This is a genomic window from Rhizobium sp. UFLA01-1127 (assembly GCF_059803845.1).
This window is the reverse complement of record NZ_JAUQTZ010000236.1, coordinates 1-4,742: the sequence shown is the minus strand read 5'-3', so window position 1 is coordinate 4,742 and position 4,742 is coordinate 1. Positions and strand designations below refer to the sequence as shown.

7 protein-coding genes are annotated in these 4,742 nt (G+C 61.1%); 3 read left to right on the top strand and 4 right to left on the bottom strand.

All coding sequences use genetic code 11. From position 1 onward, the window contains the following. Positions 1-563, bottom strand: a 563-nt coding sequence (locus Q4Q11_RS30850) for a tryptophan 2,3-dioxygenase family protein (protein WP_498571867.1), incomplete at its 3' end; no start/stop codon positions are given. 151 nt (positions 564-714) lie between these two features. Here Q4Q11_RS30850 and Q4Q11_RS30845 point away from each other — a divergent pair. Further along, positions 715-1,185: an Lrp/AsnC family transcriptional regulator gene (locus Q4Q11_RS30845; protein ID WP_498571866.1), complete on the top strand. Its 471-nt coding sequence runs from the start codon at positions 715-717 to the stop codon at positions 1,183-1,185. Positions 1,186-1,324: 139 nt separating this feature from the next. On the opposite strand, the gene Q4Q11_RS30840 is transcribed toward Q4Q11_RS30845, so the two are convergent. Next, positions 1,325-1,942: a hypothetical protein gene (locus tag Q4Q11_RS30840; protein ID WP_113215042.1), complete on the bottom strand. Its 618-nt coding sequence runs from the start codon at positions 1,940-1,942 to the stop codon at positions 1,325-1,327. A 13-nt stretch (positions 1,943-1,955) separates the two neighbouring features. Here Q4Q11_RS30840 and Q4Q11_RS30835 point away from each other — a divergent pair, with 13 nt between their 5' ends. Together Q4Q11_RS30835 and Q4Q11_RS30830 are read left to right on the top strand one after the other, a co-directional pair. After that, positions 1,956-2,183: a hypothetical protein gene (locus Q4Q11_RS30835; RefSeq protein WP_498571865.1), complete on the top strand. Its 228-nt coding sequence runs from the start codon at positions 1,956-1,958 to the stop codon at positions 2,181-2,183. A gap of 83 nt (positions 2,184-2,266) precedes the next feature. Further along, a complete protein-coding gene (locus Q4Q11_RS30830) occupies positions 2,267-2,419 on the top strand; it encodes a hypothetical protein (protein WP_498571864.1) in 153 nt (50 codons plus the stop codon). Between the two features lie 59 nt (positions 2,420-2,478). Here the strand turns inward: Q4Q11_RS30830 and hutC are convergent, their stop codons facing one another. Next, complete coding sequence (gene hutC / locus Q4Q11_RS30825) at positions 2,479-3,198, bottom strand: histidine utilization transcriptional repressor HutC (protein ID WP_113215041.1); 720 nt, start codon at positions 3,196-3,198, stop codon at positions 2,479-2,481. An 82-nt stretch (positions 3,199-3,280) separates the two neighbouring features. Continuing rightward, positions 3,281-4,624, bottom strand: a complete 1,344-nt coding sequence (locus Q4Q11_RS30820; protein WP_498571863.1) for a formimidoylglutamate deiminase — start codon at positions 4,622-4,624, stop codon at positions 3,281-3,283. Between the last annotated feature and the right edge of the window lie 118 nt (positions 4,625-4,742).

Sequence of the window (4,742 nt, the reverse complement as noted above, 5' to 3'; positions counted from 1 at the left end):
AGATAGATGTGGTTGGCACGGAATTTCTGGAACAGTTCGTCATATTCCACCAGCGCTTCGGCGACCACGTAGCTGTCGCCATGATCGTATCTGCCATCATAGACATCGGCGACGGTCAGGCCGGCGGCGTCGAGATAATTCGTCTTGAAGGCGTGCCAGAGATCCGGCGGCATGCGCAGGAGAAATTTGAAGCCGGGCGATTCCTGGCCGCTGCCATTGCCGAGCTGCAGGCGGATTTGCTGATATTCCTTCGGCGACATGGTTTCCAGAAGATCGAGCTGCGTCGTCATCATGCGCATGATCCGGTGCACGCGGCCCATCAGAGTGACAACGCGATGCGTATAGCGCTCCTCCATGAAGGCGATGACATCGACCAGCGTGTAGGCCATCAGCTTCATCCAGAGTTCTTCGACCTGGTGAACGATCTGGAACTGCAACTCATCGCCGTTGACCATGCCGTTCAACGGCTTCTGACAGGCAAGCAGCTTGTCGCATTGCAGGTAGACGCCGTAGTCGCGCATTTCGGGCGCCTCGATACGCGCGTAATAGTCATTCTTCTGCATCTTCGTTCCCTTTATCCCGGCTCTTTGCCGCCAGGCATGTTTGCCCTTTATCGAGGATACGAAATTTCCGCCTGAACATTGTTCCTATTTGTCATCCAAAATTAGGAAAATGGAGTACAGTTTATCGGATCTGGCCCAGGAGGGGAGAACGATGGAACTGGATGCTCTGGATCACAGGATCATTGCCGCCCTTGAGGCCGATGCCCGTATCTCGTTTGCCGCACTTGCCGATCTGGTCGGCCTCAGCAAGACGCCCTGCTGGAAGCGGGTGAAGGCGCTGGAGGAGGCGGGCGTGATCAAGGGCTACAGGACGCTTCTCGACCCCGCCCAGCTCGGCTTCGGGCTGGAGGCTTTCGTGCAGGTGTCGATCGATGTCGAGCGCTTCGATGCTTTCGAGGCGGCGGTGCGCCGCCATCCGCTGATCTGGCGCTGCCACGCCACGACCGGCGAGGCGGATTATCTCCTGCACATTCTGGCGACCGATATGGCCGCGCTCGACCCGCTGCTGCGGCAGGAGCTCAACCGGCTGCCGGGCGTCAGGCACACGGTGACATCGATGTCGACGCGGCAGATCAAGTCTGACATTTCGCTCGCCGAAGCGATGCGCCATGCGGGCGAATAACTACGAATAGCCATTGGCCGTCGTCGTATCGCGTCGAGGCGGAGCGGGCTCGGCCTATCGCTATACCATCGGCACCGGACTGGTCGACGGCATGCCGGTCGAGTTCAAGGCAACGGGCCGAACCGCCGCCGGGAATCCATCACATCGGCGGCACGGTGCCATTGAGGCCGACAGCGATACGGTCGGCTGAGACTGTGGTCTCGCCGGTCTGCTCGCCTGTTATGAAGACGCCGGCGCCGGGCTTCAAATCGGCCTTCTTCGCGGATGTCAGCGTCACGACGGGCGTACCATCCGGTATCCTGATCTTGCGTTCGCCGCCCTTGTAGGTGAGCGTCAAGGTCGGACCGTTGACGGAGGCCACGGCATTGGTGACCGTGGCGTTCGTCATCGAGCCGTTCGGCGCCGAATCCCAGGGACGGTCGCCTTCGCCCGTTCCCTTCATCGAGGCTGGGAAGATGACCACTTCGATCGCGCCGTTGATGCCGCTGGCGGTCGGCTGCGAGGCAATGCCGACGAAATCGCCTGGTTTGATGTCACTGACGTCAGCCTTGACGACGCCTCCGACGCTCCAGCCGGATTTCAGCGCGACCGTCACGTCCTTGCCGTCGCGGGATTTGACCCTGAGCGTATCGCCATCGAGGCTTTCCACGGTGCCACGCACCCTCACGCGCGCGGCGGCGGCATCAGCGCTTTGCAGCGCGGCAAACACGGCGACGGAGAGCGTCAATGCGCCCGCGATCAGACGTTTGCGATGCATGGGCAGTTTCTCCTTGAATGTCGACCGCGCGATCCGCCGGCCGTCTTTGATGAGAAGTTTGGGGCTGATCTGCTGGATTTCCGTCACGCCGCGCAAAATGGGCATGGCATCGTCCGCGCCGGCGATCCTATGCGCCGCGTCCATCACCCGCCATTCAAACAAGCGTGAGACGGCCATCTACTCCGGCAGGACCAAAAAAATCCCGAAAAAGGACGGATATTGCCGGAACATCAAGCATTGATTAACGTTTGCCGATAGACTGCGCTGGTTATCTCGAATTCCCTATCGCGCGTTTGCGCTGGGCTGGGGAGATTGGAGAAGGAAATGACCGCGATTCGTCCACTTCTGATCGGAATCATGCTGATTCTGGCGTTGGTGCTGATTGCGCTCAGTATCCTGCTGGTCGATCCTGCTCATCCCCTCCGTCAATCCGAAAGTCTCATACCTCCGCCGACGGAGTCCCCGCAGCGCCCCTGACGCGGTGCCAGAGTATCCGCTTTTCTTCGACTTTTCCTGGAAATGCTCTCGCAAAGCGGTCAGCTTGCCGGTGTAAAGCGAGCCACAAGGCTATGGCGGTCACCGGGATAGGTGAGGCGGACATGGGTGATCGGGCCGGCTGCGCTCCAGGTGCGCCGTTCGACGACGAGGCATGCCGTACCCTTCTGGATATCGAGGCTGGCGGCGGCATCGCCTTCGGCCGATATCGCGCGAATCTGGTGTTCGGCGGTGCTCCACGGCACTTGGTTGAGCAGCCAGGGGCCAGGCGGCAACGTCTCGAAATCAGCTTGCGCCGCTTCCGGCACGGCATCGAGGTTGATGACGCGGTCTTCCAGACAGAAGGGACGAGGGCCGGCATAGTGGATGCAGATGATCTCGATCACCGGAATCGAGCCGACAAACTGCAGCCTGCGGGCGTCTTCCGACCGTCCGCGCCGTTCGGTGAGTTTTATCAGCCGATGCGAGTAGGGCAGGTTGAGCGACAAGACCTCCGATTTGATATCGTGGATCTCAAGCACGGCGGATTGGGCCTGCGGATGCGTGACGAAACTGCCCGAACGCTTCCGCCGCTCGATCAGGCCGGCGCGCGCGAGCTGGGTCAGCACTTTGTTCACCGTCATCCGCGAGCAGTCGTATTGCTCCGCAAGCTCCATCTCGAATGGAATGCGGTGCCCCGGCGGCCAGGCGCCGGAGACGATCTGGCCCTCGATATCGCTGAGGATACGCTGATGCAGGGTCGCCTCTTTGCCCGTGGTCATGCCGCCCGTCTGTTCCGTGTGAGACATGAAATTTCCCGCAAGTTATTTAGGGGCCAATCGAGAGGAGGAAAAGCAGTTTTTTTTAAGCGATTAGCTCAGCCATCGCCTGACGGAATCGTGCCGAAATTTCCTCTCTCTTCCGATGGCGCCCGCCTTCGACCTGCTTGCGGCCGAGCACCCAGACGCCATCGACCTTGACGCCGCCGGCAAAAGTCCAGTGATCGAGAAGTCGATCGCCGGAGAGATAGGGCACTGCGCTCACATCGAGCGAAACGATATCGGCATGATTGCCAACGGCAAGCCCCGCCGGCGCTTTCAGCGCCGTCCCGCCGCCCGCCAGTGCGCCGTCGAACAGCATGCGGGCGGTAGAGCCGTCGGTCGTTGCGATGACGTTGCGGGCGCGCAGTGCCAGGCGCTGCGAATATTCGAGCTGCCGCAGCTCCTCCGGCACCGAAATCAGAATATTGGAATCGGATCCGACGCCGTAGCGGCCGCCTTCCTCCAGGAAGAGCGGTGCTGCGAAAACGCCGTCGCCGAGATTGGCTTCGGTGATCGGGCAAAGGCCGGCGACCGCGCCGCTCTTTGCCGTGCGCCGGGTTTCATCCCCGGTCATGTGCGTGGCGTGGATCAGGCACCAGCGCTCGTTGACGGGTGCGTTGTCGAGCAGCCATTGCACTGGGCGGGCACCCGACCAGGCGATGCAGTCCTCCACTTCTTTCACCTGCTCGGCGACATGGATATGGATCGGGCCGTCGCCGGCGATCGGCACGAGTTTGGCCAGTTCCTCGGGCGTCACCGCCCGCAGGCTGTGTGGCGCGATGCCAAGTTCGGCGCCAGGCAGGCGGCTCGTTACCGCGCGGCAGCCGGCCATCAGCGCTTCGAAGCTCTCGATTGAATTGATGAAGCGGCGCTGGCCCTCGATGGGCGCGGTGCCACCGAAGCCGGAATGGGCGTAGAAGACGGGAAGCAGCGTCAAGGCGATGCCGGTGTCGGCGCTGGCGGCGCCAATGCGCTCGGCCAGTTCGACGATATTGGCATAATGGCCGCCATCCTTGTCATGGTGCAGATAGTGGAACTCGCCGACACGGGAGAAGCCGGCTTCGAGCATTTCCATATAGAGCTGCGCTGCAACAGCCTCGACGTGATCGGGTGTCATCGACAGGGCGAATTTGTACATGACGGTGCGCCAGCTCCAGAAGCTGTCGTTCGCCGGGCCGCGGACCTCGGCAAGGCCGGCCATGGCGCGCTGGAAAGCATGGCTGTGCAGGTTCGGCATTGCCGGCACCAGAACATCCTGTCTGTCGTCACTGGCTTCGGGTGCAACATCCGTCGCGATCCAGCCGATGCGGCCGTCTTCGAGGGTCAGCCGCACATTCTCGTGCCATCCGTCGCCCAGCAAAGCTGTGCGTGCGTGAAGTGTCGTCATGGTCTCACTCTTTCCTTTCGGACACGGAGTCCAAAATCCCTCTTGTCAGCCTTTCGATTATGTATATACATTATGAGCCAACGAGGAAAGGCGTAAAGCTGATGGGTGGGAATAATTT

Bases quoted from the DNA above. Each gene is read 5' to 3' on its own strand.
- Q4Q11_RS30820 (WP_498571863.1), bottom strand. From the start codon at position 4,624: ATGACGACACTTCACGCACGCACAGCTTTGCTGGGCGACGGATGGCAC.
- Q4Q11_RS30830 (WP_498571864.1), top strand. From the start codon at position 2,267: ATGACCGCGATTCGTCCACTTCTGATCGGAATCATGCTGATTCTGGCG.
- Q4Q11_RS30845 (WP_498571866.1), top strand. From the start codon at position 715: ATGGAACTGGATGCTCTGGATCACAGGATCATTGCCGCCCTTGAGGCC.
- Q4Q11_RS30840 (WP_113215042.1), bottom strand. From the start codon at position 1,942: ATGCATCGCAAACGTCTGATCGCGGGCGCATTGACGCTCTCCGTCGCC.
- hutC (WP_113215041.1), bottom strand. From the start codon at position 3,198: ATGACCACGGGCAAAGAGGCGACCCTGCATCAGCGTATCCTCAGCGAT.